Below are 24,968 nucleotides of genomic sequence, written 5' to 3' on the forward strand. Positions count from 1 at the left end.
TGTTTAAAAGTCAATCTCGTCCGGGTCTGGACCGAGACGGTCATGTGTCGCCACGGCATCGATTTTCGCCAAATCGTCTGCATCAAGCGCGAAGTCGAACACATCGAAGTTCTCTTGAATCCGGTGCGGTGTGACCGATTTCGGAAGCGCGACGTTCCCCGTGTCTAAATGCCAGCGAAGCACGACTTGGGCCGGTGTCTTCCCATGTTTCTCAGCGATCTCGGCAAAGGCCGGGATATCGAGGAACTTCCCTTGCATGAGCGGGCTCCATGCCTCGACTTGGATGCCCTCGTCTTGGCAATATTCGACGAGATCCGGTTGCGGGAGTTGCGGATGGAGCTCGATTTGGTTGATGAGCGGCGTCATGAGACCTTCCTGTTTCAACGTCTCGAGATGATGCTCTTTGAAGTTCGACACGCCGATCGCCTTGATTTTACCAGTCTCATAGAGGTCAATCAAATCTTTCCATGCCTCGACGAACCCGTCGACTGGCCAGTGGAGCAGACAAAGATCTAAATAGTCAATTTCGAGTCGAGCGAGTGATTCGTCAAACGCCTCTTTCGTCCGGCGCTGGCGAATGTCTTCGTTCCAAATCTTCGACGTCAAAAAGATATCTTCACGAGCGACGCCTGATTCTTGAATCCCTTTGGCGACACCCTCTTCATTCTTATAGACGGCTGCCGTATCGATATGGCGATATCCGACTTTGAGTGCCTCGGCGACGGCCTGTGGCGCCTCCGTCTCGTTGTCGACTTGCCATACCCCAAAGCCGATCATTGGAATTTTGACACCATTGCGTAACGTTGCGAGTTGCATACAATCATTCCCCTTTCCAATCTGTTCGAGCTGATTGTATCATACCCGTCATTCTATTTCGAAAAACTAAATCGTCAAATCTTTTCGCGTGAAGCGTCCATAAGATAGGAGCATTGCGACGACGAGAATCCCCGCCAACAAGAAGAAAGAACGAAGCGTGGAATCCCCTTGGATTTGTGCGTTGGCGTCAAACAACGAGAAAATCGACAGCGCATTCAACCAGTCGAGCTGGTCACTAAATCCCGAGAACACGTTCGCCATTAAGAAGAGGGCGAATATCCCTCCCGTGACCATGTAGGACCGCGAACTGTCGTCGAACAGGCTCGCGAGCACATAAGCGAGCGTTCCGAGCACGAGCAGCATCAGACCCGCGTTCAACTGAAGTGTCCACAATAAGCCGAGGTCAATCTGTAAATCAAACAACACGTTGGCGAGCATGAGACTAAGCCCATTCAGTCCGACGAGCAAGGTTGACGCCATCAAGAGCACGATCAGACTGGCCGTCACGTAACCGCTGCGCGAAATCGGTGCTGCCAAATAGAGCATGACCTCGCCTGAGTCGACTGGTTTGGCCATGAGCCGTGAGGCGAATGTGAGCGCGAACAGAATCGCCAACACGTAAAAGATGAGCCCATAGTAATTGCCGGCCAATAAATTCATGACGTTGTCCATCGCCATATTCGGATCGATTTTGAACACATCGAGCAGCTCAGGTGGCAACGAATCCAATTTGCCTTCAATCAGCCCCGTCTCTTGGATAGACGGGAACACCGCCGCCAAAAAGAACAAGTAGAGACTCGTCCCGAGCGAGTAGCCAAAAATCCAGCTCCGGTTTTGTTTGAACAGTGCCGAAATGAGAACCATTTAGTTCGCCTCCCCGTAATATTGCATGAATAGATGCTCAAGCTCGTCGGTGCCGCTCGACAACGATTGGACCTCATGACGAGTGAGCCGATGAATCAAGTCGTTCAACTCCTCGACCGTCGACAAGTTGACAGTGACGACCACTCCGTCCCGCACACCAATTTCTTCACTCAAGCGCTGAGCTGCCACCTCGTCCTTCAATTCGATTCGATACGTCTTCTGACTATGCCGTTTCAACTCTGTCATCTCCGCTTCGATAATCATCCGACCGTCGCGGATGAGCGCGGCCCGGTCGCATGTCTTCTCCATCTCGGGAAAGTGGTGCGAACTCATCAACACTGCCTTGCCCGCCGCCTTCTCCGAGATCACCCAATCGACGAGTCGTTCCTGCATGAGCGGATCGAGTCCGCTCGTCGGTTCATCGAGAATATACACGGGCACATCTTTCATGAAACATGTAACGATGGCGAGCTTTTGTTTCATCCCTTTCGACATCTTACGCACTTTGAGCGATGTGTCAAAAGCGAACACGTTACGCAACGTCCGTTCGCGCTCAGCACTTGTCGCATGTAGCTTTCGGGTAAGCCGGATGACGTCCTCACCGGTCATATCCTGAGGATAATTGATTTCGCCCGGTAAATAACCGACGAGCGCCTTCACCGTCTCGCTCTCGTTCCAACAGTCGTGACCCATAACGGTGGCACTACCGGAATCGGCGTGGAGCAATCCCATCAAGTGACGAATCGTCGTTGATTTCCCTGCCCCGTTCGGCCCGATGAAACCGAAGACGGTACCAGGTTCGACGGTGAACGACACGTCGAAGATGCCGTGGGATGAATCGAACCGTTTCGTCAATCCTTTCAATTGAATCACCGATCTCACTCCTTAGTTTTGAAATATATAGTTCATATGATTACAAAACTAGTATATCACGTTATTTTTTGAAATGGAAATGGTATATTGGTTACAAAACTACAAAAGAAGCGAGGATGCCCATGGATGGATTCACAAAACGGACCGAGACGAAGCGACGCGCGATTTTAGATGTGGCCGTTCGACTGATGGCCTCGAAACAGTCCCGTTTCACGGTGAGCGAGTTGGCCCGCGCAGCCTCGGTCTCACCGGTATCAATTTATAATTATTTTGGTTCGAAAGAACAAGTGATCATCGCCGTCTTGACCGAGATGACGGAAGAACAGATGGGATGGATTGAGTCACAAATCGCTGACCATGTCCCGTTCGATCAATTGCTGATTGAGATTTTGTCTCGTAAAATCGAGACGGCTGGGCTGTTCGACGAGACGATTACGACAATGATTCAAGCGGACCCATCGTGGCAACAGTTGGCCGGTCGGGGCTACGCCGCATTCCGGCAACTGATCGAATATGGGAAGACGAGCGGGGCCATCGACCCGGAGCTGTCGACCGATTCGTATTTACGGTACGTCCAACTCGTGCAGCAGGCGATTTTGTCCGACCCGAGCCTGTCGACGTCACCGATGACCGAATCGATGCAAGATTATTTCCGATTTTTCCTTCACGGCATCATCCGGAAACATAACTAAAAAGTCGCCTTCCCCTTCTTATGTATATAGTAAGGGGGTAGGCGACTTTTTATATTTCATTGTTATTTATCGTTCGTTCGGAACACTGATTCCTCGATTGGATAGAGTGACAGGTCAAGCTCGCAGTCCCCGGTCATAACGAGGTCGGCGAGCACTTTCCCGATGAACGGACCGACCGTCAAACCGGACGAGCCGAGACCGTTCGCGACGAGCAACTGCTCCGCTCCCGGAACGCGTCCGAGAATCGGAATCGAGTTCGGGGTGACCGGGCGAAAGCCGACCCGCGTCTCAATCAGTTCGGCCTCAGCGAGTCCAGGGGCCGATTCCAGCCCTTTCGAGAGCACTTCATGAATTCCGATTGCCGTCGGCCGTGCGTCGAACGCCTTGTCACGCTCATGCGTCGAACCGATGACGATTCGCCCTTCTTCAAACCCGAGCAAATAACGACGCCGTGGTGGCATGACGACCGGCCAATCAGACGCATCCATGTCCGGCAGCTGCACGTGCACGATTTGCGCTTTCTCCCCGGCGACACGGGCCGTATAGCCGATCGGCTCCATCAAATCGGGCAACCACGCCCCACAGGCGAGCACAATCTCATCCGCCTCAAAGCGGACACCGTCGCACTCGACATGATAGCCGTCCGCTTCGACGAGGACGGCCGAACCGTCGACCAAGGTCACGCCACGCTTCACGGCGACCCGTTCGAGGGCCGCTCGCAATTTCTCTCCATCCACACGAGCCCCGCCTTCGACAAGGAGGGCGTCATATTCGTCCGAGAGCGGTGGAAATAGCGCTCTCGCTTCTTCCGCTGTCATCCGGGTCAACTCCCCGATTTCTGGTGCTTCTTCCCGGCGTAGCGCCGTCCGTTCTTGCATCTCGTTCAATTTCTTGTCTTCATGCAAGGCGAGCGTCCCGACACGTTTGTAGCCGGTCTCCGTCTCGCCTTCTTGTTTCAAGTCCTCGACGACCGTCGCATAGTAGTGAGCGCCGCCTTTGGCGAGCGCGTACCATGCCTTATTGCGACGCTGGGCAATCCATGGGCAGACGATGCCTGCCGCGGCGTCGGTGGCACGGCCTTTCTCTTTCCGGTCGATGACGGTGACGTCGGCTTTCCCGGCTAAATGGTAAGCGGTCGAGATGCCGACGATTCCTGATCCAATTACAATCACTTTTTTCATAACAGCTGCGCCTTCATCGGTTCGATGTCGGCTTCACATCCTTTCATAAAAAATCACCGGCCCGAAGGCCGATGATCAGTCGCGCATGGCGAGGCGATACAGTAAATCAAGAATTTCAATATAGAGCCAGATGAGCGTCACAATCAAACCGAACGCTGCGACCCATTCGAGCTCTTTCGGAGCCCGGCTCTCGACTTGACGAGCAATATAGTCGAAATCGAGGACGAGCGCGAGTGAGGCGATGATGACGATCACAAATTGCACGCCGATGGCGAGCGGTGACGAGCCCGTCATGAACGGGAGTCCTGAACCGAAGAAACTCATCCCGATTTGGACGAGATAGAGCAACATGACCGTAAAGATCGCGGCTGTGACTCCGGCACGGAACTTTTGCGTCACTTTGACGAGACCCGTCGAGTAGACGAACCACATCGCGAACGCGACGATGAACGTCGTCAAGACGGCACGGCCGACGATGCCCGGGAGCATCGCTTCAAAGAAATAGGAAATCAATCCGACGAACACACCTTCAACGATGCCATACAATGGTGCGACAACGGGTGCTGTTCTCGGTTTGAACGTGATGACGAGCGCCAAAATTAAGCCGAGAATGAGCGAACCAATCATGAGCGGGAACAGCAATGCTTCTCCGATTGTCGGTACGAGCATCCACGTCGTCCCGGCGGCTGCCGTGACGAGCAAGAGTAGTGTGAACACTTTCGACCACGTGCCGGCTTTCGTCATCGGCGTGGTGCTATAAGCTGTTGTCTCCATCGATTTACGGAGAACTGGATTCGATTTAAGTCTCAACTGTCGTTAACCCCTTTATTCTATTTTCAGTGTTTGGCCATGACTTTGATGAATTCCCGCATATAGTCAGGCAGGTCAGGTGGACGGCGGCTCGAGACGATATGGCCATCGACGACGACCGGCTCATCATGCCAAATCGCACCGGCGTTTTCCATATCATCTTTAATGCCCGGTGTGCTCGTGACGTTGACACCATCGAGAATTTTGGCTGAAATCAACACCCAGCCCGCGTGACAGATTTGGCCGATCGGCCGCTTCTCGTCATGCATATAACGGACGAACCCTTTCACCGAATCAAATCGGCGCAACAAGTCTGGGGACCAGCCACCCGGGACGAGTATGGCGTCGTACGATGAGATGTCGACGTCATCGAACGCGATGTCCGATTTGGCCGGGACGCCGTACTTGCCGATATAGGCGTGATCCGCCTTCTCGCCGGCCAGGATGACGTTTGCGCCTTCCTCGCGCAACCGATGGACCGGATACCATAATTCTAAATCTTCAAAGTCGTCGCTGACGATTTGCAGGACATTCTTACCTTGTAATTGCATCGAATCCCTCCCTTTATTTGTCTTTCACAAGTATACCCCATAAGCCACGTGGCGAAAACAGGGACTGTCCACCAAGTGCGCATCTCGCTCTCGATTGAATCAATTTGTTTGTGTCACGGTCACGATCACATTTCCAGCCTTTCCTCCGGCATCCACGTATCGGTGCGCTGCGACGATGTCCTCGAGCGGATAAACCGAATCGATGACAGCCTTTAACCGGCCGGCTTCAAACAGCTCGTTCAAGAAAGCCAAATCCTCTTTCCGTTCACTGGCATGTCCTTGCCCAGCGACAGAACTGAATTTCCCGTGTGCGGCGACATGCTTCCGGGCCATCCGCTTATCGATTTTACCAGCCGCATCGAACACAGCGTCGTATGTGGTCAGTTTCTCGTCGTAGCCGTCTATGGTGTAGTCAATCATCACGTCCGCGCCGAGATTTCTGACAAGTTCGAAGTTTCGCTCCCGACAGACTGCCGTTACGTGAGCCCCGTAATATTTCGCGATTTGAACGGCCATCGAACCGACTGCCCCGGACGCCCCGTAAATTAATACGGTCTTCGCTTGTTCGATGTTCGCTTTACGCAAAAAGTGAAGAGTCGTCGTCCCGCCGAACGGCAAGCTGGCTGCTTCGACAAAACTAGCGTTGTTCGGCATTCGCTCGACACATTTACTCGCTTTGACACACGCATATTCAGCATAGCCGCCGAACCGCATCCCGGTCAGTGCATAGACGCGGTCGCCGACCTTGAACTGCTCGACACGGCTGCCCGTCTCGACGACCTCGCCTGCCAAGACGACACCGAGAATCGGTTGGCGCGGTGCCTTGAAACCGACGACGATTCGCATCGGCAGCTTGCCTAGAGGCGGTACATCGAGTGACCGCAACCGCCGGTCACCTGAATGGACGGCTGTCGTATGGACTTGAATCAATAACTCGTCCGATTTTGGTACAGGCTTGTCGACTTCTTGAAGCTGTAACACGTCCGGTGGTCCATATGCGGTACAAATCACTGCTTTCATCATGTTCCTCCTCACAAGACTGAACAAAACAATGAGCTGTCACGACAAAGGATTTTTGCACGTTTTATTCTACTATTGTCACATCTTCAACTTGTGAAACATCAGTGTTCTCAAATCGATATTTAGAAGACAACTCTGCTGAATGACCATCATTTTATCAATATATTGTGTTATAATAAGTGCGACTTTTTGTAAATTCGAACGAGAAAGGGGACTTCCCACATGAAGCAATATCATGATTTATGCACCCATATCCTTGAGCACGGTGTCGTTAAAGAGGACCGGACCGGGACCGGGACGACGAGCGTGTTCGGCTACCAGATGCGGTTCAATCTTCAGGAGGGATTCCCCCTGGTCACGACGAAAAAACTACATACTCGCTCGATCATCCATGAACTGCTCTGGTTCATCACCGGCAATACGAACGTCAAGTATCTTCAAGATAACGGTGTCCGCATTTGGAACGAGTGGGCAGACGAGGACGGCAATCTCGGCCCTGTCTACGGGGCGCAGTGGCGCTCGTTCCCGAAACCAGACGGCACGAGTGTCGACCAGCTCGCGCAAGTGATCGAGCAGATTAAGACGAACCCTGATTCGCGCCGCCTCATCGTCTCGGCATGGAATCCAGGGCAACTCGAGGACATGGCGCTCCCGCCGTGCCACCTGTTGTTCCAATTTTACGTCGCGGACGGCAAACTATCATGCCAGCTCTATCAACGTAGCGCTGACACGTTCCTCGGCGTACCATTCAACATCGCGTCATACGCCTTGCTCACGCACATGGTCGCCCATGTGACCGGCCTTGAGGTTGGCGACTTTGTCCATACGCTCGGCGACGCCCACATTTACCATAACCACCTCGAACAAGTGAACCTTCAATTGACACGTGAGCCACGCCCGCTCCCGACATTGAATATCTTGCGAGATGTGACGTCGATCGAGGACTTCCGTTTCGAGGACTTCGAAATCGTCGGCTATGACCCGCATCCTCATATCAAAGGAGCGGTCAGCGTATGATCGTCCACGTCGTCGCCATCGGAAGCAATCGAGAAATCGGGAAAGATAACGCCTTGTTGTGGCGTCTGCCCGATGACTTGAAGCAGTTCAAAGCCATCACGACGGGCCAAACGGTCGTCATGGGTCGTAAAACGTTCGAATCGATCGGTCGTCCGTTACCGAACCGCCGCAATATCGTCGTCACGTCAGACCGATCGTTTTCAGCTGAAGGTGTCGATGTCTGGCACGACCTCGAGTCGCTCAACACCGAGACGACAGACCTTTACATCATCGGCGGCGCGACGCTTTATGAGCAAACACTCTCGATGACGGAACGGTTCTATGTTACCGAGGTCGACGGCACGTTCGAGGCGGACACGTATTATCCACCGCTGCCGGACGGGCTCACCGTGACGGACGAACAGTTCCATCCGGTCGACGAGCGGCATGCCTATAGCTTCACTTTCCGTCAATATGACAAAAGGGACATCGACTGAGTCGACGTCCCTTTTTAGTCGGGCAATTTTTCGAGCCATTGCTCGATTTTTTCAGTGATGACATCATGATGGTCCTGTTCGGCCAAGTCGTCGTATAGCGTACCGAGCTCGAGTGCCGTCCGTTTCGACAACGCTAACACATGACTGTACTTGCCACGCTGCTCTTTGACGGCCGAGAGCGTCCCTCTCGTCTCCGTCGTACTCGATTCGTCTAAAATGAACATCTCCATATGATCGTTACAGGCGTAACGGTCGTAAGGACGATAGATGACCTCGTATCGTCGATGCTGTTTCGGCAACTGTTCGGCGAGCATGATGTACTTCTCCGGGCTCATCGTCACGTAAGCGAGCCGTTTTTCTTCCCGGACCGCCGTCGAATAACGGATGATTCGATTGCGACCGTCACGCTTCGCCTTGTAGAGCGCCTCGTCGGCGTAAGCGCACCACTCCCCGAGTGTCATCCCGGTCTGACAGACGCGCGTATAGCCGATGGACACCGTCACGTGATGCTCGTATGTAAACGTCATCTCTTCGATTCGGCTGCGGACCCGTTCGAGCACCGCATCGACGACGTGGCGCTCGGACACGTTCAAGATGATGAGGAATTCTTCCCCGCCGTAACGAATCAACTCGTCACTCGAGCGAATCGCCAAACGAACCTCCTCGGCGACGCGATGCAGCACCTCGTCCCCATACGCATGACCAAACGTATCGTTCAACTGCTTGAAATGGTCGATGTCGAGCAGCGCGAGGGTGAAGCTTTCACCGGACCGCTCTAGACGGGACATGAAGCGACTGAACGTCGCTTTCAAATATTTACGGTTGAAGGCGCCTGTCAATTCGTCGACGAGCAGCGCATTCGAGACGAGCCGTGCCTTCTCGATATGATGTCCGAGCCGCACGAGCCGCTCTTCCATCGGGATCCATTCTTCCCAATAGTCATCGAACCCATACGAGTAGGCGGCGAGTCGATAATGTTCATTCGTTCCGATCACAATGAGCGGGACGTACAGCTTCTTCATCTTGCTGACGAACGATTGGATTGCCCGCTCCGGGAAGCGTGCCCACAGTTCGACGTCCATGATGATCGCCTTCGGCACATCTTCATAATCGTATTCGACGGCTTCTTCTAACGTCTGTAAAAAGACAGGACGCGCCCCGAGCTTTTCCACCCGCGGCTTATAACGGCTGAACGTCGCAAAGTTGTTCGACAAAATCAAGACGAGGTCCTCGTCTTCTTGCTCGATGCCGAGGATCGTATGGATATATCGTTTCACCGGGGCAATCAATGCCATCGCTTCTGCTTGCGTCAGGACGGCCGGCAACTCACGCACGTCAGATTCGACACGACTGAAGATTTCAAGCAAGTGCATGAACCGTCGCTGTTTCACTTCTTGTTTCATCCAATCCAATAAAAACTCGATGTCTGTTGTTTGAATCTGTCTCGCGCTCGTGATTTGCGCCAAAATCTTATGTATACGATCTGTGAGTTGCTGCTTCATTCCCGACCCCCCAGTTTCGTTCTCCCGATATTCGCTTCTGACTATGATTATGCGACTTCATCCACGAAAATACAACTATTTACTTATTTTTTCCCTATTGTTTTACAGAAAGTTAGTGCTTACGACCTAATAGACAATAATTAAAGAGCGGTCATGGACCGCCCTTCCCTTATTTACCAACTTTTAGGTTAGGAGATGTCATCTCTTCCGGACGAATCCATTGATTGAACTGCTCTTCCGTCAATAGTCCAGTCTCGAGCGCCGCTTCCTTCAACGACGTCCCATTTTTATGGGCGAGCTTCGCGATTTTGGCTGCGTTCTCGTAACCGATATGCGGGTTGAGTGCCGTCACGAGCATGAGCGACCGTTCCACGTTGTGTGCGATGACGTCCAAATCCGGTTCGATGCCGACGGCGCAATGCACGTCGAACGAATGTAGACTGTCCGTCAACAGACGGCACGTCTGGAGGAAGTTGTACATGATGACAGGCTTGAACACGTTCAACTCGAAGTTTCCTTGGCTCGCCCCGAATCCGATTGTCGCATCATTGCCGAGCACTTGAGCCGCGACCATCGTCAACGCCTCGCTCTGCGTCGGGTTGACTTTTCCTGGCATGATCGAGCTGCCCGGTTCGTTTTCCGGAATCAAAATTTCGCCGATACCGGCACGCGGACCAGAAGCGAGCCAACGGACGTCGTTGGCGATCTTCATCGCGTCCATGGCGAGTGCTTTCAAGGCACCATGTGTGAATACGAGCTGATCGTGGCTCGTGAGCGCATGGAACTTGTTGACGGCCGTGATGAACTGTTTGCCGGTCTCTTGCGAGATTTTCTCGGCCACAACTTCGCCGAACTGCGGATGGGCGTTGATGCCCGTCCCGACTGCCGTTCCGCCGAGAGCGAGCTCTGTCAACGGTTCGAGCGTACGCTCAATCATCTGTTTCGACAGCTCGAGCATACGGACCCAACCGCTAATCTCTTGACCGAGCGTAACCGGCGTCGCGTCTTGCAAGTGCGTCCGACCGATCTTGACGATGTCCATGAATGACTCGGCTTTCTTCGCGAGCGTCGCGTGGAGCGCCTCGATTGACGGCAACACATGGTCCTCGACTGCTAAGATGGCCGCAATGTGCATCGCCGTCGGATACGTGTCGTTCGAGCTTTGCGACTTGTTGACGTCGTCATTCGGATGAATCGTAAGCGTCTGACCACGCTCCTTCAACTTATCGTTCGCCAAGTGGGCGATGACTTCGTTGACGTTCATGTTCGACTGTGTCCCTGAACCCGTCTGCCAGACGACGAGTGGAAACTCGGCGTCATGTTGCCCAGCGACGATCTCATCGGCGACTTCGGCGATGACGTCGGCTTTCGCTTGCTCCAACACACCGAGCTCAGCGTTGGCAAGTGCGGCACCTTTTTTCAAAATCGCGAAGGCATGCACGACCTCAAGCGGCATTTTTTCCGTCCCGATTTTAAAGTTCTCTAGACTGCGCTGTGTTTGGGCTCCCCATTTGGCTGAAGCCGGAACGTTGATTTCCCCCATCGTGTCCCGTTCGATCCGATATTCCATGAAAATTCCCCCTCTTTTTTTGACTACGCTTTCATTTTAGCGAAACTTTTGCAAAAAAGAAATCATTCCCCTGCAATTGACAAAAAGTCGGGCCCACGCCCGACTTTTAGCCTGTCATCAATGCCCGTTTCGCCACGTCGTGAGCCCGGTTCTCTGCTCGCGGAATCCATTTGATGAACTTATTCGGCAATTCGTCATACAGCGTTAGCGCCTTGACGAACAACGGACGCATCGATTGGTCTTTGAGGAAGCGCTGTTCAAGCGCCCGTACGACCGTCTCGGCGTCTGAATAGAACATAAATGTCGATTCGCCCGTCAGTTCGTGTGCTTGTTCGAGGGCGAACGCGAGCGCGGCGAGCTCCGCCTGAACGCTGGTCAACCCGACGCGTTTGGCGATGTACGTGGACACCGTGCCGTCGGTCGTCTTGATCCAGACGCCAAGACCGTTCTCACCCGCCTCCTGGTTCGTCGCCGCATCAAAATAAATGTGAACCAAAACGATACGCCTCCCAATCGGTTTCAATCGGTGCATGAATATCGATGAGCGAGAGACGTTTTGACAAGAGCGCCACTTCTTCTTGCCCGTCGAGTTTCTTCGCAAACTTCTGATGCGCCTCTTGGAGCGCTTCTTGTCTCACGATGTCGTATAGCGTTTCGACCGTGTCATACGACTGGACAAGAATGGTCGCTGTCTTCGGTCCGATGCCGCGGACACCGGGAATATTATCTGAGGCGTCGCCTTGGAGCGCCTTCACATCGACGAACTGCTTTGGTCGGACGCCGTACGTCGCAACGAACACTTCCCGATTCATGATCATCTCTTCCCCTTTTTTCGGAACGATTTGAAACACGTTCGGGGAAAGCAACTGATGCAAATCGCGGTCTGACGAGTACATATACGATTCGCCCGGGAACGCGGTCGCGACGGCCCCAATCAAGTCATCGGCTTCGTACCCGGCGAGCTCAGACTGAAAAATCCCGCGCTCGGTCAACGCTGCCCGCAACTTGACGTAATCGTGGAACAACGGTTCCGGTAAGCCGGTGCGAGTCGCTTTATAGTCCGGAAAGAGGGCGTAACGATGCGTCGTTTCGCGTGGTCCGTCCCAAAAGAAGGCGATATGCGTGAAGTCGTTCGTCCACCCGTCAACTTTTCGAAGTAACCCCTTCAACGTCACATCGGGGTCGAGAGCCCGACGACGCTCTGTGGCAAAATAATAACGTGACAGGAGGTTAAACCCGTCGACCAACATCAATTTCATCATGCATTCACCTCACAAGCTTGTAATCCGCGCGTGAGCGCGTCCCGGTCGAGATTCTTTCCAATCCAGACGAAGACGGAACGCGAGTCGTCGCTCGGTTCGTTCGCGAACGTCGCCCCCATCAGTTGATTCGTCGCTTGGACGACGAATTTTGATGTTTCTCCGTCTAAACGGACAATCGCCTTCAAGCGATAGACATCATCTTCATAGTGCATGAGCACTTCTCGGACGTATTGAGTGACGCGTTCCCGTTTGAGCGGCACGTCCGTCGTGAGCGTGATGGCCCGAAGTGATGAGACCGAGGAGTGCCCGGCCGTCAGTTGCCCGAGGAGCTGTTCGTCGATTCGTGAGAGCTGGAACGTATTCTCCGTCAAGTCATAGTCGCCGACCGTCTGAACCGTCTCGATGACTCGAACGGTCGGATTCAGCGCATTAATCCGCTCATGCGCCTGTTCGAGCGCATCCGCATCGACGAGGTCGACTTTATTCAACAAAATTACGTCCGCATAGGCGATTTGATGAATTCCTTCAATAAATAGCTCACGGTCCAGTTGACTGGCATCGACGACCGTCAAAATCGCCGTCAACTTGAAGCGCGTGCGCAAGTAGTCGTCATAATAAATCGTCTGAATGATCGGTGCCGGGTCGGCCACACCGGTCGTCTCGATGACGATGCGGTCGAACGTATCCTTTGATGCGAGCTGATAGAACGTCTTGCTTAAATCGCTTTGAATCGAGCAACAGATGCAACCGTTCGACAACTCGATCTGCTCTTGGTCCATCTTGACGATCAACTGTTCGTCGATATTCACCGACCCGAGCTCGTTGACGATGACGAGCAGCCGCTCGTCCGTCGCTTCTAGCAAGCGATTCATATAGGTCGTTTTTCCGGCGCCTAAAAAACCGGTCACCAATTGAACGGGAATCATGTACTGCACCTCACCTTATAAATTTTCGTGAACTCGCGCCCATTTCTCATAACGCGCATCCAGCAAGTCAATCAAATGAAGCATCCACGCTTCTGTCGTGGCCGGTAACACGCTCGAGCCCCACTCGCGCTTACCATGGTGGGATAAAATCATATGCCAAATCCGGTGATGGGCATCGAGCGGCAACGTGACGCCTGCGGCTTGTTGACTCTTCTCGAACAACAGTCCGCCGTACGGCATATGCCCAATCAAGCTCCCCATCGGATTGATCGAGATGCCGGTCGTCTCGCTCGTGCCATTGACCGAGAACAGTTGCTCGAACCGTTTCGGGGACGACAGCAAGTGGCTGTATTCGAACAGCTTGCCGATATCATGGAATAAAATCCCGAGCGCGAGTTCGTCCCAACGGAGCGGCTCCTTCAATTCTGCGATGGCCTCGCAGGCCGCATAGAGCGACTCGAACGTGCCCCGGAACGCCTGTTCAACTTTTACACCGTTCATCGTATTCCATACGTCTACTTTGTGCAACTGCTCGGCTTCTTTGATGACCCGAAACGCCATCGCCAAATGGTCGTCCTGTTCTTGGATGCGATAACCGAGTCGAAGCATACAGACCGTGTGCTTCAAGAGGCCGCCGACATAGTTATGATGATGATACAGTGCAGCCGGTGCGAGAACGAAATCGTCCCAATAGCGGTCGAGTAGCGACATCGCGATTGCTTGATAGTCAGGCGAGAGCGTCGACAGAATCGCGAACAGCTCGTCGGCGTATTGATCCATCGTCTCGTCTCCAGGAAGACCTGGCAACAATGAGACGGCCTCGTCCCGGGCAATCGGTTTGGCCCGGTCGATTGTGATTGACTTGGCGCCGTCCGGTTTCGGATAGACATCGATTTTCCCTTCAAGCTCGATCACACCAGACTCGTAAATCCGTAACAGCTGCTCTTCGTTGCCACGCAACCATTGCTTGGCACGGATAAGTCCGCTCGATGTCGTCAAATTCAGTTGCAGCCATTTGGCACCCGATTTGCCTTCTCTCACTTCGACTGTACTGACGAGCGCTTTCGTCTGGACCGGTGTCCCGTCCGTAAGGTCAGTCAATCGCGTCGATGCTTTTTCGACGGTCGGGAGTTGGAACCGCGTCCGGTCGAAGCCGCTCCCCGTGATCGGATCAATCTGTTGGTAATAATTCATATACAATCCCCTCCTTCTTCTCTTTGCCCATTGTATCGTGTTTTCCACTTCGAGGCGAACATACTTTCGTTATAGGTCATGAAGTTTCCTAAATTATATTGAAAGCGCTTACTAAAATTGATACGATAAAGATAGCTAGATAAAGGGGGAACTCACATGATTTCATTGGTAGATACGTACGAACGATTGATCGCAACAGGGGAAACGACACGTTACGCCACTACGCATTCAACAATCGCCAGCATTTTACAGGCATCGACTTGCCCGGTCTCACATCACGAACTCGTCGCGGCGGTCTCAGGACATGCCGGCAACCCATATACGCCGGACCAGCTCGTCGACTCGGTCATCGAGCATGAGATGAAAGGCGCGATGGCCGTCCTCGTCGTTGCCGGCTATCCGATTCAAACACCGCTCGCCAAGGCCGTCGTCTTATCGGCATTCGCCCGGACGAACCGGATGAATATCGAGAAGCTGAAAGAACTTGGTCATGCCGACCTACTCGTTCGCATCCAGTCGGCCGAACGGTCATGGAAACGAACGTATACACACTTATACCGCTCGGCACCGAGCCAGCTCTGTGACCAACTCGACTCACTCCTCGGCGGTTGTGCCGTCCATCGTGTGCTCGAAGCCATCGATTTCGATTCGAACGTAAAAACGGCATAAAAAAAGAGCGGTCCCCGGGCCGCTTCTTTTTTTATGCCGTTCATTAGCCTTCTGTCACTTCAACCGCTTCCGGTTCGAACAATGTGACGTTCCGTGCTGGTGAGAACGTTGAAATCGCATGTTTATAAATCAACTGTTGGCGCCCTTCCGATTCGACGATGACCGTGAAGTTGTCAAACGATTTAATGACTCCCCGAATTTGAAACCCGCTGACTAAAAACACGGTCGTCGGCACCATTTCTTTACGTAATTGATTCAAAAAATGGTCTTGAATGTTATAGCTAGCCTTCATGTTGCATTCCCCCTAGTCTATGTCTCTTTGAAATAATCGGAATTTTCGAAAAAACTCCTCAACTTCATCATAAATATTTTGATACGATAGTTCAAATGATTTTCGTCCCATATCGACCCAAATCCCATTAAATTGATGACGGAACCATGTCAATTGACGTTTTGCGAACTTGCGCGTGTGCTGTTTGAGCGTCTCGCTCATCTGCTCTCGGGTCATCAATCCATCAAGATACGGAACGACTTCCTTGTAACCGATGGCGCGCATCGCTTGCGTGTCCCGGTAACCAGCCGCGAGCAAGCGCTCGACTTCCTCGATGAGGCCCGCTTCGAGCATCAAGTCGACACGATGGTTGATGCGCGAGTAGAGCACGTCCCGGTCCGCATGCAAGATGAACAGTTTATAGGCGTAATGTTCCGACGGGAGGCTGTCCATCGCCTGGGCGTCGCCTTGGAGCGCGACTTCAAGGGCCCGGATGACGCGGCGGACGTTATTCGGATGAATGCTCTCGGCCCGTTTTGGATCGAGCGATTGCAGACGCGCATGCAGCGCCTCAGGTCCATCCGTCTCAGCTTCTAACTCGAGCGCTTCTCGCAATTCGTGATTGACCGGTCGTTCTGTGAACTCATAGTCATAGAGAATCGCACGGATGTAGAGACCTGTCCCGCCGACCAGAATCGGCAATTTTCCGCGCGCATAAATATCATCGATCGCCGCCCGGGCCAACTTTTGGAAAGTGGCGACGCTCATCGCCTCGTCCGGGTCGCATATATCAATCAAATGATGCGGAACCCCTTCCGCCTCCTCGACCGTCACTTTTGCCGAACCGATATCCATCCCGCGGTACACTTGGACCGAGTCGCCCGATACGATTTCACCGTTGAACGCTTTGGCGAGCTCAATCCCTGTCTTCGTCTTTCCGACAGCCGTCGGTCCGACGAGGACGATGACTGGTGTCTTTTCCATCCTTGTCACTCCTCAAACGAAAGACCGTCCCTTAAAGGAAACGGCCCGTTAAATTCTTCTTTTAATTGTATCATCAAACACGACCGCAAACAGCATCCATCCGCATAATAATAGTCCCATCAGTAAAATTAAGCCGTCACTCATCCGAGGTCGCCTCCTTTACGTATCTCATTCCCACTTTTCACATTTTAGACACAAATGAATGCGCAAAAAAACGACGCTCCCAAAGGAGCATCGTTCATTGTGTCACTTCTACTAAACGGCGCTGGCGCCACATCGTCAATCCAAAATAAAGGATCGCGGTGCCGCTCGCGGCCCACCACATAACGCCATAGAGCGGCGTCATCAAATTCGCGAGACCGAACAGTGCCGGAATAATCAAGGTCAACCAGGCGAGCACGAATGCGACCCGGGCCGTCAATCCGTCAATCTGCCGCCCTAGGCCCATCCCCATGAAGAACAGTCCCCACAAGAGCGACCAGAACAACCACGTGACTGCTCCCATCACATCGCCCGTCGTGAATGCGATCACCGCATAGAAGACGGCCGAAATCGATACGAAGAGCGAGAACCATCCGACGCCCCGACCGTCCAAATCGAACAGGAACGTCACACCGACGTACAAATACGTGAACGCGAACAAGTAGATGCTCGCATATCCAAACATCTCCGCCGAACTCGCCCCGATGACGAGCCACGTCGCGATGAACGTCTGCAACAGGCCTGTGAACAGACTAAACACACCCGCACTCTTAACGTCCACTTTTCCAAACAAAACGAGGCTGTTGATGAACAGTGCCACGCCTCCAAATAATAAACTTATATTCCCCACACTCATTGCTCCTTCATACAGATGTCTGACGTCTAATTTTATCTACGTCCACTGTAACTTGAATTCGCTTTCAGTGCAAGTGGAGAAATGGACGTTCACGGACTCGACAAACGTCACTCGTTTTCGAGCGTTTGAATCGCTTCATCGATTCGTTCCTGTTCGTCTTCCGAGAATGTCGGAAACTGGGGATCGATGTCCTCTAGAACGTCTATCATAATCGTCGAGACGATATAACGGGCGTACCAGTCATCATCTGCCGGGAGCACAAACCAAGGTGCATGTTTTGACGCCGTGTTCGATAACATATCCTCAAAGATATCTTGGTAATCGTCCCAATGCTTTCGTTCTTCGACATCATTGAACGAGAACTCCCAATTCTTGCTTGGGTCTTTCAGTCGTTCGAGCAAACGATCGCGCTGGACTTCTTTTGAGACGTTAAAGAAAAATTTGATGACCTTAAACCCGTTCTCATCTAAATATTGTTCAAAGTCATTGATTTGGCGATAGCGGACTTTCCATACCGATTCTTTATCCTCCTCATCCGGAATGACCTCTTCTCCGAGCAAATCATGGACGCGCGGGGCGATCACTTCCTCATAATGGGAGCGGTTCAAAATACCGACTTGGCCTCGCTCCGGCATGAGGTCATGCATCCGCCATAGATAGTCATGTTTCTTTTCCGTATCCGATGGTTTTTGGAACGCGTTCGTCTTCAACCCTTGCGCGTTCAGATTGGAAAAGATATAACTGATTGCCTCATCTTTACCGCCCGCATCGAGCGCCTGTAAGACGACGACGACACCTTTTTTGGCTTCGGCATATAGTTTCCAATGCAACTCTTTCAATCTTTCGACGCTCTCCGGAATCAGCTCGTTTTGCAACGTCTCGTCCGATGGGCGGTCCTTGATCGTGGTTGGGTAATCGTCCAGACGAATCCCGTTTTTATGGTCAATGCGAAATGATTGAATGTCCATATATCCTCCTTGATTGCGACAAATTTTACGTACAATCCGTATTTACCCTATTCTTTCAAAAAATAGCGACAAAAAAATCCTTTCCGCCGAAGCGAAAAGGATTGAATCACGTTTAGTTGATGCCGACCGCATCGAACGATTTCGCCGCTGCGACTGCTTGCGTGCTCGTCGCACCATGCAAGTCTTTGGCCGATTGAACGACCGCTTGACGTAGGCTTGAGAAGTTCGAAGTCGGTGTCAAGTAGACGGTGAGGGCACGGTAGTAGATGTCCCCCATCTCCATGACGCCGATACCTTGGACCGATACGCCGTAGTGTGAACCGCCGCTCGCCAAGAGGTAAGCTGCTTTGTTGACGATTCCCGAGTTGATGTGGACGCCGCCGTTATCTTGTGTCCCTGTGTAACGGACCGAGTAGTGATCTGGGTCACCGTTGGCCGCTGGATTGGACATTGACCGAAGACCGTCACCGGCGATGCCAGGCGTATAGATGTCTTCCCCGACCAACCAGTCGAAGTTCGAGCCGACGCTATACTCCGCGACCGTACCGAAGATATCGGATACCGCCTCGTTGATGGCGCCCGATTCGTTCTGATAAATTAAACCGGCCGTATATTCAGTGACCGCGTGTGATAATTCGTGAGCGACGACGTCAAGTGCGCCAGAGAGGTACGTGAACGTTTGCCCGTCACCGTCACCGTACACCATCTTGCTGCCATCCCAGAACGCGTTGTTGTAACTGCGGCTATAGTGGACCGTCGAGTTGAGGGCCGCACCGTTGTTGTCATAGCTGTTACGACCGTATGTGTTCTTGAAGAAGTCATACGTCTTCGTCGCATTGACATGGGCGCTGACCGCTGCCCGGTCATACGTCGTGTTCAAGACGTTATCGACATCGGCCCAAAGTGATCCTGGAAGCGTCGTCCGGTTTTTCGCATCATATGTATAGATGCCTTTACCGCGTGTCGAGTCCTGGAGATAGTAATATGAACCGCTCTTCGTCGTCTTGAACGTTTGGCTCTGGCCAAGGACGTCGATTCCCGTGCCCGTATACGTCGTACCCGTGACACCGTTCGTCGGTTTGGCGTGTGCCAATTGGTTGTACTTGTTCAATACTTTCCCGCTTGCCGCATCGATGAAGTACGTCCAGCGTGACGGCTCATCCGCATCAAGAATCGTCCCGGTCACTTCATACGCATAGACCGCCTCTTCCCCGTTCGGATAGACGACGAGTTCCGCTGCTGGCTCAAGCTCGTATGCGCCTTTGTGGCCGACAAGCTCTTTATAACGAGCGACCGCTTTTTGTTCGTTCAGTTTGATCGATTTATGTAATCCTTTGAGTTGTTTCGTGTCATCGACGACCGTTTTCAATTGGCCATCGTTATCGACGACACCGACGACGATTCCACCGAAGACCGGCACTCCGTCAACCGTTTGTTGTAATTTGACCACTTGTCCGACTTTGTCACGCTTCGATTCGAGCGTTTTGAATTCGCCTTTCGCTTTCGCATACTCTTTGACGATTGTCGTCGGAGCCTCGTTCGATGGTTTCGTCAACGTGCCCGACTTGAGCTCCGCCGCGCCGACAAGTTGCGGCACGAGCAAGACGCCTGCGATGAGTGATGTAGATAAAACTTTTTTCATGTGTGTTTCCCTCCTTATGTGGTGTCTCCTACTTTACATAGTTTCCCACATTTAATGTATCCAACTTTTTAATTATTTTGACAATTCAAATTATTAAGACATTTGGACTAACCCATCATTTTCTCTAGTCGTATCAGCCGTAACAAAAAAAGCGTCACCGTTGAAGGTGACGCCAGTCATCAATAGACATCTTTTTGTGTGAAATGGTAGAACGCATACGCGAGAGCCGCTAGCGACCAGACGAATATGATGATGAGCGAGAACGGTAATGTCATCCCCTCGATCGGTGGGGCTTGCCCCTCGAGATAGGTATGAAGACCGAAGTTGACGTTCACCAAATATTTCGAGCTGTCCCAATTCGACCCGAGCGACGTGAGGAGCGGTCCTGAAATCAGGACGGCCATCATGATCCCAATCCCAGTCGCCGTATTTTTGACGATGACTGAGATCATGAGTGCGATTGTCCCGACGGCCGCGACGACGAACCAGGATAGGCCGACTGACATGAGCAAATATTGCCACATCGGCAGCGTATGGACGAAGTCGGTCGAGAACGTCCCGGTCGCCGAGGCTTGGAACCCAGTCAAAATCGGCGCGGTCCATCCGTCCCAACCGAGCACGATGCCAGAGATGACATAACTGACGAGTGCCGTGATGAAGATAAGAATCGACGTATACAGCAGCGTCGTCATCCATTTAGCAAGCAAAATCTTAAAGCGCCGGACCGGGCGGGACAACAGCGTCTTGATTGTGCCATCATTATGCTCACCGCTGACGATATCGGCCATCAGGACGATGATGAAGAGTGGGAGCACGAGCGTCGTCCCTTGCGAGAAGAAGACACGCATGAACGTCGGCGCCCCAGGATAGTTCGGGTTAATATCATTATCTAAGTAATATTGATTCTGTTGGACCTGGAATTCCAAAATTTGACGGAACTCATCCTGAACGTTCGCCGAGGCGAGCCGGTTTTGCGTATCAACGATCTCTTGCTGTAAATCGACACGCCAGTCGATTGTTCCTTGTTCTTCCCGTTGTTTCTCGATCTGCCGGTAGTTGGCATACGTGAACATCGAGACGAGCACGATGAGAATGGTCGACACGACGAGAAGCCGACGTTTCTTATGAATCTTTAAGACTTCGTTCCGAATGAGGCCAAGGATTGACGGATTAGACAATATGGTCACCCCCGGTCAATGAGATAAACAATTCTTCTAGCGTCTGGACGCGTCGTTCGAGACCGAACACGTCGACGCCTCGATCGAGCAAGTAGCGATTCAATCGGGCCGTATCTTCCAGATTCATCGAGACCCGAATCGTCCGTTCATCGACAACGTCGGCGTGATCAATCGACTCGAATCCGCGGATGATCGGCAAGACTTCAAAACTGTCGGCCACGTGGACATCGACCGTCGACGCCAACTCATGAATCAGCTCCTCGACCGTTCCGACTTTCACGATTTTCCCGCGCGACATGATGGCGACGCGGTCCGCGAGCAGTTCAATCTCGGCCAAGATGTGGCTCGAGACGAGGACGCTCAATCCTGTCTCTTCAACGAGACGGCGGATGAAGAGTCGAAGGTCACGAATCCCCATCGGGTCGAGCCCGTTCGTCGGCTCATCGAGAATCAAGACACGGGGATTGTTCAACATGGCCTGAGCGATGCCGAGCCGTTGCCGCATCCCGAGCGAGTAGGTCTTCACTTTATCATCGATTCGTGCCGTCAAATCGACGAGATCGATCACTTCTTGAATCCGGGCCTCATCGACACCGGGCAACATCCGCGCGAAGGCGTTCAAGTTCTCACGCCCGCTCATGAACTTGTACAGTTCCGGATTCTCAACGATGGCGCCGATTTGATTCATCGCCTGAACGAATTGACGTTCGACGCTGAACCCACAAATCGAGACGGTCCCGTTCGTCGGCTTAATCAATCCGACAATCATCCGAATCGTCGTCGTTTTACCTGCCCCGTTCGGTCCTAAGAAGCCGAACACTTCACCGGGGAACACATCGAACGAGATGTCATCGATGATTGTTTTTTTACCGATTACTTTTGTCAAATGGTCTATCTTCAATGTTGGTTGCATCATCTCACCTCTCCTACATTCTATCGGACTCGATCGCATCTGTCCTATTCGAACATTCACATAGGGCAGGTTCACACTTATTTGATATGATAGTTCTATAGAAAGTGAGGTCATCACATGAAAAATGGGAAATGGTATACGTTTTTAATCGGTTCTGTCTTCTTGACGGGCATCGCCCTATACGGTTTATGGATCGGTTACCAAGATATCGTCAATCCGCCGGAACGGACACTCTCGGTCAGCGAAGATACGAGACCCGAACCGGTCGGTGATGTTTACGTCGCACTCGGAGATTCATTGACACGCGGGGTCGGCTCTACATCAGGTGCGGGCTACGTCCAACCGGTCGGTGAAGCGCTCGAAGAGAATGATATCCGTACGCAGAATCTGGCCGTCTCCGGCGCCCGGACGGAAGACTTATTGGCGCAGCTCGAACAACCTGAAGTAAGACGCACGATTGAGAACGCCCGCTATATCACGCTCACGATCGGCGGCAACGACTTGTTCAACCGCGGCGAGAACGTCGACAATTTCGAATCGGTCGATATCGAGCAAGTCGTGACCGATGCGAAGACGAACTTGAATGATATCTTCGAACAAGTTCGCGGATTGAACGATACGGCGCAAATCGTCTATATCGCGCTCTATAACCCGTTCCAAGAGAACGAGAACGGTGAGGCGTTCAATCAATTGATTCTCGACTGGAACGCCTCCGCGGCCACGTTCGGCAACGCGCAACGCATCGATGTGATCGATCCGTTCGCTTACGTCTCGGACGTTGGCCGTGACCTTGCGACCGACCAGTTCCATCCGAGCGACCGGACATATGAGAAGTTAGCCGAGGACGTATTGTTCATCCTCGAATAAGCAACATGGCCTGATCGTCGCGATCAGGCCATTTTTCATCGTTCATATTTGACGAGCCAGCTCTCCCCGTCGCGTGTCATCATCGTCCCGAACCAGCCTGCCTTCAATAAGGCGACTTGTTGCTCCGTCTCGCCCATATCGAGCCACGTCGTGTCACCAGTCGGTCGCCAGTCGCTGTGCAGTTCCTTCATAAAAATGTAGCGCAGCTTTCCGCCATATTTCGGTTTGAGGGCACCGATGCGAAGGCCGAGGGCGAACTTGTCTTTCAGGCTCGGGATATTGAAAGGCGCAACGGTCGCACAGACGAGGTCGAACCGACTGCCATGTTCAAGCTCTTTCATGAGTAGCCTACCGAGATGTTGTTGCAGACCGTAGCCGCGGTAGTCCGGATGGACGTTCGTCACTTCTTGATACAAGATGCGGTCGAGCGCATCAAGCGGATAACCGATGTCGTATCCTAGATGCTCTTCGTCGAGCGGCGGGATCAGAAGCGCGCGGAATGCGATCAACGCGCCCTCGTGGTACGCCCCAATCAATGTGCGGTCGGTCAATAGCTTTACGAACTCCTCAGTCGTGAGGGACTGGTACTGGCTTCCTTCCGTCAATGTGGCCATGACGGCCTGTTGCACCGCCTCGACTTGTGCGAGCTCTGTCATCGTCAAATAGTTGACTTCGATGTCGAGGCCGTTACACTCACTGCGCCACATGGTCGACCCCTCCGATGACATACGTCGCCGTCGTCAGCCGTGACAAGACGGCCTCATCGACGTCGACACCGAGACCTGCCCCATCGGACAGGCGGATGAACGGCAAGTCGTACATCAAGTTGCCGATGTCTTCGGCGAAACGAAGGGGACCTGTCAACTCGACCGATTGGACGATTTTGCTCGAGAAGGCGACATGAAAGCCTGCACTCGAGGCGACCGACGACTCGACCATCGACCCGATTTGACACTCGATGCCCGACATTTCGGCCATATGCACGAGTTTTTTCGCCGGGTAGATGCCGCCACACTTCATCAGTTTGATGTTCACTTTGTGGGCGGCCTGCATCATCGTCAACCGACGCATCTCCGTCATGCCGCGCACGCCTTCATCAATCATGAGTGGCACCGAGATTTTCCCTTTCACTTCGACCATTCCTTCAAAGTCGTCGGCCTTGACCGGCTGTTCGACCCAATCGATGTGGAATGGCTCAAGCTGCTTCATCGCTTGGAGTGTCTTGGCGGCATTCACCCAGCCCTGATTGACGTCGACCCGAATCGGCACGTTTGGACCGACGGCACGCCGGACCGCCTCGACACGGCGTACGTCCGAGGCGACGTCGACGCCTACTTTCATCTTGACGGCCGTGTACCCTTGTTCGATCTGTTCGCGAGCCTCGGCCGCCATCGCCTCCGGCTCGCCGATACTGAGGACGTGCGTGACCGGAAAGGCGTCGTGATAACGGCCACCGAGCAGATCATACACCGGAAGCCCGAGCTTTTTCCCGACGACGTCATGACAGGCGATATCGAGCGCCGCCTTCGCCGCCGGCACGTCACGGATGGCCCGGTCCATCACGTCGTGAATCCGTTCCATCTGCATCGGGTTTTCGCCGATTAAAAGCGGTCCGAGCACATGTCGAATCACACTGATTGTACTATCGAGCGATTCGCCCGTGACGTGTTCATCGGCGACGGCCTCTCCATAGCCGACGTGACCACATTCGGTTGTCAATTTTACAATCACTGACGGCATGTCGTCATAACGATGGTAACTGACGATGAACGGCACTTTTAACGGTAAACGAATCGCAAACAGTTCGATTTTCTCTATTCTCATATCCATTCTCCTTTACTTCTTACGTGTCATTAGCTATATTGTCGTTAAATAGTCGTTAAA

General features: G+C 52.8%; 27 protein-coding genes. 5 read left to right on the plus strand and 22 right to left on the minus strand.

From position 1 onward, the window contains the following. Positions 1–3 precede the first annotated feature (3 nt). From KNP85_RS00230 to KNP85_RS00240, 3 genes are all read right to left on the minus strand, one after another. On the minus strand, positions 4–816 hold the full coding sequence (locus tag KNP85_RS00230; protein ID WP_214800749.1) for an aldo/keto reductase: 813 nt from the start codon (positions 814–816) through the stop codon (positions 4–6). 66 nt (positions 817–882) lie between these two features. Continuing rightward, complete coding sequence (locus KNP85_RS00235) at positions 883–1,680, minus strand: ABC transporter permease subunit (protein ID WP_214799710.1); 798 nt, start codon at positions 1,678–1,680, stop codon at positions 883–885. Continuing rightward, on the minus strand, positions 1,681–2,553 hold the full coding sequence (locus KNP85_RS00240; RefSeq protein ID WP_214800751.1) for an ABC transporter ATP-binding protein: 873 nt from the start codon (positions 2,551–2,553) through the stop codon (positions 1,681–1,683). Between the two features lie 122 nt (positions 2,554–2,675). Between KNP85_RS00240 and KNP85_RS00245 the strand changes: the two genes are divergently transcribed. Then, positions 2,676–3,245, plus strand: a complete 570-nt coding sequence (locus KNP85_RS00245; RefSeq protein WP_214800753.1) for a TetR/AcrR family transcriptional regulator — start codon at positions 2,676–2,678, stop codon at positions 3,243–3,245. A gap of 62 nt (positions 3,246–3,307) precedes the next feature. Here the strand turns inward: KNP85_RS00245 and KNP85_RS00250 are convergent, their stop codons facing one another. The 4 genes from KNP85_RS00250 to KNP85_RS00265 all read right to left on the minus strand — a co-directional run bounded on the left by KNP85_RS00250 (position 3,308) and on the right by KNP85_RS00265 (position 6,807). After that, positions 3,308–4,426 (minus strand): NAD(P)/FAD-dependent oxidoreductase, encoded by a 1,119-nt coding sequence (locus tag KNP85_RS00250; protein WP_214800755.1) that lies wholly within the window; start codon positions 4,424–4,426, stop codon positions 3,308–3,310. A 75-nt stretch (positions 4,427–4,501) separates the two neighbouring features. After that, complete coding sequence (locus KNP85_RS00255) at positions 4,502–5,236, minus strand: Bax inhibitor-1/YccA family protein (protein ID WP_031200225.1); 735 nt, start codon at positions 5,234–5,236, stop codon at positions 4,502–4,504. Positions 5,237–5,262: 26 nt separating this feature from the next. Then, complete coding sequence (locus KNP85_RS00260) at positions 5,263–5,787, minus strand: type 1 glutamine amidotransferase domain-containing protein (RefSeq protein ID WP_021067315.1); 525 nt, start codon at positions 5,785–5,787, stop codon at positions 5,263–5,265. A gap of 99 nt (positions 5,788–5,886) precedes the next feature. Beyond that, positions 5,887–6,807, minus strand: a complete 921-nt coding sequence (locus tag KNP85_RS00265; RefSeq protein WP_214800757.1) for an NAD(P)-dependent alcohol dehydrogenase — start codon at positions 6,805–6,807, stop codon at positions 5,887–5,889. Positions 6,808–7,029: 222 nt separating this feature from the next. Here KNP85_RS00265 and KNP85_RS00270 point away from each other — a divergent pair, with 222 nt between their 5' ends. Both KNP85_RS00270 and KNP85_RS00275 read left to right on the plus strand, forming a co-directional pair. After that, positions 7,030–7,824, plus strand: a complete 795-nt coding sequence (locus KNP85_RS00270; protein WP_214800759.1) for a thymidylate synthase — start codon at positions 7,030–7,032, stop codon at positions 7,822–7,824. After that, positions 7,821–8,300 (plus strand): dihydrofolate reductase, encoded by a 480-nt coding sequence (locus KNP85_RS00275; RefSeq protein ID WP_214800761.1) that lies wholly within the window; start codon positions 7,821–7,823, stop codon positions 8,298–8,300. The genes KNP85_RS00270 and KNP85_RS00275 overlap by 4 nt, the downstream gene beginning before the upstream one ends. Before the next feature lie 14 nt (positions 8,301–8,314). Here the strand turns inward: KNP85_RS00275 and KNP85_RS00280 are convergent, their stop codons facing one another. The 6 genes from KNP85_RS00280 to KNP85_RS00305 form a co-directional block, all read right to left on the minus strand. Next, on the minus strand, positions 8,315–9,802 hold the full coding sequence (locus tag KNP85_RS00280; protein WP_214755896.1) for a GGDEF domain-containing protein: 1,488 nt from the start codon (positions 9,800–9,802) through the stop codon (positions 8,315–8,317). Positions 9,803–9,971: 169 nt separating this feature from the next. Next, the gene (gene fumC, locus KNP85_RS00285) at positions 9,972–11,372 is read right to left on the minus strand and encodes a class II fumarate hydratase (protein ID WP_058763516.1); all 1,401 of its coding nucleotides are present in this window, start codon (positions 11,370–11,372) and stop codon (positions 9,972–9,974) included. Between the two features lie 106 nt (positions 11,373–11,478). Then, positions 11,479–11,868 carry a reverse transcriptase-like protein gene (locus KNP85_RS00290; protein ID WP_058763514.1) on the minus strand — a complete coding sequence of 130 codons (390 nt, stop codon included), beginning with the start codon at positions 11,866–11,868 and terminating at the stop codon, positions 11,479–11,481. Beyond that, entirely contained in the window at positions 11,849–12,634 is a 786-nt protein-coding gene (locus tag KNP85_RS00295; protein WP_251136171.1) for a 5'-3' exonuclease, read from the minus strand. The genes KNP85_RS00290 and KNP85_RS00295 overlap by 20 nt, the downstream gene beginning before the upstream one ends. After that, positions 12,631–13,560, minus strand: coding sequence for a CobW family GTP-binding protein (locus tag KNP85_RS00300; RefSeq protein WP_029595588.1), 930 nt, complete (start codon positions 13,558–13,560; stop codon positions 12,631–12,633). Before KNP85_RS00300 ends, KNP85_RS00295 begins: the two co-directional genes overlap by 4 nt. 15 nt (positions 13,561–13,575) lie before the next feature. After that, a complete protein-coding gene (locus KNP85_RS00305) occupies positions 13,576–14,754 on the minus strand; it encodes a DNA-binding protein (RefSeq protein WP_214800763.1) in 1,179 nt (392 codons plus the stop codon). A gap of 156 nt (positions 14,755–14,910) precedes the next feature. On the opposite strand from KNP85_RS00305, the gene KNP85_RS00310 reads away from it, so the two are divergent. After that, positions 14,911–15,423 carry a hypothetical protein gene (locus KNP85_RS00310; RefSeq protein ID WP_214800765.1) on the plus strand — a complete coding sequence of 171 codons (513 nt, stop codon included), beginning with the start codon at positions 14,911–14,913 and terminating at the stop codon, positions 15,421–15,423. A 43-nt stretch (positions 15,424–15,466) separates the two neighbouring features. On the opposite strand, the gene hfq is transcribed toward KNP85_RS00310, so the two are convergent. From hfq to KNP85_RS00345, 7 genes are all read right to left on the minus strand, one after another. Next, positions 15,467–15,715 carry an RNA chaperone Hfq gene (hfq, locus tag KNP85_RS00315; protein ID WP_021067304.1) on the minus strand — a complete coding sequence of 83 codons (249 nt, stop codon included), beginning with the start codon at positions 15,713–15,715 and terminating at the stop codon, positions 15,467–15,469. A 12-nt stretch (positions 15,716–15,727) separates the two neighbouring features. Then, the gene (gene miaA / locus KNP85_RS00320) at positions 15,728–16,678 is read right to left on the minus strand and encodes a tRNA (adenosine(37)-N6)-dimethylallyltransferase MiaA (protein ID WP_058763507.1); all 951 of its coding nucleotides are present in this window, start codon (positions 16,676–16,678) and stop codon (positions 15,728–15,730) included. 238 nt (positions 16,679–16,916) lie between these two features. After that, the gene (locus tag KNP85_RS00325) at positions 16,917–17,510 is read right to left on the minus strand and encodes an AmiS/UreI family transporter (RefSeq protein WP_031200223.1); all 594 of its coding nucleotides are present in this window, start codon (positions 17,508–17,510) and stop codon (positions 16,917–16,919) included. Between the two features lie 113 nt (positions 17,511–17,623). After that, entirely contained in the window at positions 17,624–18,484 is an 861-nt protein-coding gene (locus KNP85_RS00330) for a PPK2 family polyphosphate kinase (RefSeq protein WP_214800767.1), read from the minus strand. Positions 18,485–18,596: 112 nt separating this feature from the next. Beyond that, positions 18,597–20,126: a M4 family metallopeptidase gene (locus KNP85_RS00335; RefSeq protein WP_021067299.1), complete on the minus strand. Its 1,530-nt coding sequence runs from the start codon at positions 20,124–20,126 to the stop codon at positions 18,597–18,599. Between the two features lie 179 nt (positions 20,127–20,305). Beyond that, the gene (locus KNP85_RS00340) at positions 20,306–21,304 is read right to left on the minus strand and encodes an ABC transporter permease (RefSeq protein ID WP_214800769.1); all 999 of its coding nucleotides are present in this window, start codon (positions 21,302–21,304) and stop codon (positions 20,306–20,308) included. Beyond that, complete coding sequence (locus KNP85_RS00345; RefSeq protein WP_031200222.1) at positions 21,297–22,217, minus strand: ABC transporter ATP-binding protein; 921 nt, start codon at positions 22,215–22,217, stop codon at positions 21,297–21,299. Before KNP85_RS00345 ends, KNP85_RS00340 begins: the two co-directional genes overlap by 8 nt. A gap of 117 nt (positions 22,218–22,334) precedes the next feature. On the opposite strand from KNP85_RS00345, the gene KNP85_RS00350 reads away from it, so the two are divergent. Continuing rightward, positions 22,335–23,084 (plus strand): GDSL-type esterase/lipase family protein, encoded by a 750-nt coding sequence (locus tag KNP85_RS00350; RefSeq protein WP_021067296.1) that lies wholly within the window; start codon positions 22,335–22,337, stop codon positions 23,082–23,084. 35 nt (positions 23,085–23,119) lie between these two features. Here the strand turns inward: KNP85_RS00350 and KNP85_RS00355 are convergent, their stop codons facing one another. Both KNP85_RS00355 and KNP85_RS00360 read right to left on the minus strand, forming a co-directional pair. Beyond that, the gene (locus tag KNP85_RS00355; RefSeq protein ID WP_214800770.1) at positions 23,120–23,791 is read right to left on the minus strand and encodes a hypothetical protein; all 672 of its coding nucleotides are present in this window, start codon (positions 23,789–23,791) and stop codon (positions 23,120–23,122) included. Next, complete coding sequence (locus KNP85_RS00360; protein WP_214800772.1) at positions 23,778–24,908, minus strand: mandelate racemase/muconate lactonizing enzyme family protein; 1,131 nt, start codon at positions 24,906–24,908, stop codon at positions 23,778–23,780. The genes KNP85_RS00355 and KNP85_RS00360 overlap by 14 nt, the downstream gene beginning before the upstream one ends. Between the last annotated feature and the right edge of the window lie 60 nt (positions 24,909–24,968).

This window comes from Exiguobacterium sp. s194 (assembly GCF_018618275.1).
Classification (GTDB): Bacteria; Bacillota; Bacilli; order Exiguobacteriales; family Exiguobacteriaceae; genus Exiguobacterium; species Exiguobacterium chiriqhucha.